At 35.6% G+C, this 2,359-nt stretch carries 3 protein-coding genes and 1 pseudogene; 3 read left to right on the top strand and 1 reads right to left on the bottom strand.

What is annotated here, in order from left to right; all coding sequences use genetic code 11:
* A partial coding sequence (locus AC1DRF_RS23565; protein ID WP_477741837.1) for an aldehyde dehydrogenase family protein occupies nt 1–598 on the top strand: 598 nt, incomplete at its 5' end.
* A 106-nt stretch (nt 599–704) separates the two neighbouring features.
* Here AC1DRF_RS23565 and AC1DRF_RS23560 read toward each other — a convergent pair.
* On the bottom strand, nt 705–1,001 hold the full coding sequence (locus AC1DRF_RS23560) for a hypothetical protein (protein WP_013082749.1): 297 nt from the start codon (nt 999–1,001) through the stop codon (nt 705–707).
* A 490-nt stretch (nt 1,002–1,491) separates the two neighbouring features.
* Here AC1DRF_RS23560 and AC1DRF_RS23555 point away from each other — a divergent pair, with 490 nt between their 5' ends.
* Together AC1DRF_RS23555 and AC1DRF_RS23550 are read left to right on the top strand one after the other, a co-directional pair.
* The gene (locus tag AC1DRF_RS23555) at nt 1,492–2,001 is read left to right on the top strand and encodes a hypothetical protein (RefSeq protein WP_427076312.1); all 510 of its coding nucleotides are present in this window, start codon (nt 1,492–1,494) and stop codon (nt 1,999–2,001) included.
* A gap of 60 nt (nt 2,002–2,061) precedes the next feature.
* Nucleotides 2,062–2,328, top strand: a pseudogene (locus tag AC1DRF_RS23550) (transaldolase family protein); the annotation flags it as partial.
* Nucleotides 2,329–2,359: the final 31 nt, after the last annotated feature.

The raw sequence follows: 2,359 nt of genomic DNA, 5'->3' as shown, positions 1-2,359 counted from the left end.
TTCTTATTCCGGTCAGCGCTGTACAGCTATTAAACGTGTACTTGTGCATGAAAAAGTGGCAAACGAGCTCGTAAATATTTTAAAAGAAGAAGTACATAAACTATCAGTCGGTTCTCCTGAAGATGGATGTACGATCGTTCCATTAATTGATAGCAAAGCAGCGGACTTTATTCAGATTTTAATTGCAGATGCACTAGGAAAAGGTGCAACAGTTGTGACTGGAAACAAGCGTGAAGGAAACCTTATCTACCCTACGCTTTTAGATGACGTGAATGATACTATGCGCGTGGCATGGGAAGAACCATTCGGTCCTGTGTTACCAATTATCCGCGTCGCTTCTGATCAAGAAGCCGTTGATATAGCAAACGAATCAGAATTTGGCTTACAAGCAAGCGTTTTTACAAAAGATATTAATAAAGCCTTCTCAATTGCAAATAAAATTGAAGTCGGATCCGTTCAAATCAACGGCCGCACGGAACGCGGTCCTGATCATTTTCCTTTTATCGGCGTAAAAGGATCCGGTATGGGTGCTCAAGGCATTCGTAAAAGTATTGAATCCATGACTCGTGAAAAAGTAACGGTATTAAATCTTCAATGATTGAATTCCAAGAKCTCTCCAAATCAAGCCAGTAGAGTGTAGAGAATCTCATGGAAAAAAGCCTGTGCTCCAAAAAGCACAGGCTTTTAAACGTTTTATTTACCTATCACTCGATTCCATCTTTATAGTTCTTATGCCAGTTTTTATCACCTTTATGCTCGATATCCTCAACGGTTTTTTCAAGCTCTGACATAATGAGTGTTTTCACTTGATAAATGGTATCAAAAAAAGCTTTCTCTTCATCCGGATTCGGCTTTATTTTGGCTGCTGCCGAAATATCAACATATCTGCGATGTTCAGTTGTTAATTTATCAAGCGCATCAAAAATATGAGAGGTCAGAACAGCAACCTCCTTATGATTATCAGGCAGCTTTTCTTTTAGTGTTTCAATTCTCTTATCCATGTTAAAGTCCCCCTATAACGTGTTGTATTTATGTAACTTTCCCACTAATAAAAATGAATAACCTTAAATAGCAAAAAATCATGGGAATTAGCACGTGAAACAAAAGTATACTACAAGATATCATGTTAAAGTGAAAAAATGGTGAAACGAATGAGTATATTTTTCCAGAAAGGGTATGTAATAAAAGTCGTTTTTTTGGAAAAGGTAATTACCTTAAGAAACATTGAAGCACGTAATCAACATAAAAGTTCATCTATTTTTAAAGAACAATGACCTTTTTTGACTACTTTTTACGATTTCATGACTTTTTTTGAATGAATTTGATTGTTTTTGATGATTTTTCGAATAATCTGATATATAATGAAAGCGTAAACAGTAAAACATGTCGGTTGGTTAAGAAAAACATCCACAAAAATGGGATTCGTTATTACATAAAATCAGACCTCTGTTTTTATAAAAATAAATAGAATTTGAGAAAAGGAGAATGAGGATGGACATATTGGATGCAAAAGTAGTGAATACAAAGTATGGTTTAGAAACCTATCTGGATGTATCAGAAAGCGTAGAAATAAAAGAAATTCATATGCCGAGTTCAGAAAACCAATCTCATAAAATTAAATTTGGAATCAAGTATTTTCTTTTAAGAGAAGGAAAGTATTACGATAGCCAAAAAGGTTATTTTTGGCTTTGTATGAATCACGATTTTAGCAGCCTTATGCTGAGTGAAACGGAAACAGAGAGTTTGTTTGCAGTTAAAAGTGAAGAAGAAAGAGAAGCAACAAAAACGCTGTTAGCAGAATGGTTTATCCAAACGAATGCGTACAAAGAAGTTATCAACGAATGTATCCATCAGATTAAAACGGAGAATATTCGTACAGAAGAAGACATTGAAGACCGGGTGGACGCTATACAATTTTTAGAAAAATTAAAGGTATTAACTGCAAAAGAGATTGAAACCGCTTCTATAGAAAATCTATATGCTCTTCAGCAAATCGGCTAGACTATAGTTCGCGCAAGTTGAAATGCAGATTGATGTATAACAATAAGGAGGAATAGTGAGATGAAATTTTTTATTGATACAGCAAACCTTGAGGATATTAAGAAAGCATACAAAGTAGGTGTTCTAGCTGGTGTGACAACCAATCCATCTTTGGTAGCAAAAGAAGGCGTAAGATTTGAAGACCGCATCGAAGAAATTCTTCAAATGGTACCGGAAGTTGAATCCGTTTCCGCTGAGGTAACGCCTGACGCACTTTCTGCTGAAGACATGATTGCTCAAGCTGAAGAACTGATTAAAATTAACGACGGAGATAAAAACATTACGATCAGCTAATGTCATAGGCAGCTTAATCGTAATG

It is taken from the genome of Priestia sp. P5_B4 (assembly GCF_056400385.1).
The sequence above is the reverse complement of the archived record's forward strand: the minus strand, read 5'-3'. Positions and strand labels throughout refer to the sequence as shown.

Coding starts and splice junctions, on each gene's coding strand:
- AC1DRF_RS23560 (WP_013082749.1), bottom strand. CDS start 1,001: ATGGATAAGAGAATTGAAACACTAAAAGAAAAGCTGCCTGATAATCAT.
- AC1DRF_RS23555 (WP_427076312.1), top strand. CDS start 1,492: ATGGACATATTGGATGCAAAAGTAGTGAATACAAAGTATGGTTTAGAA.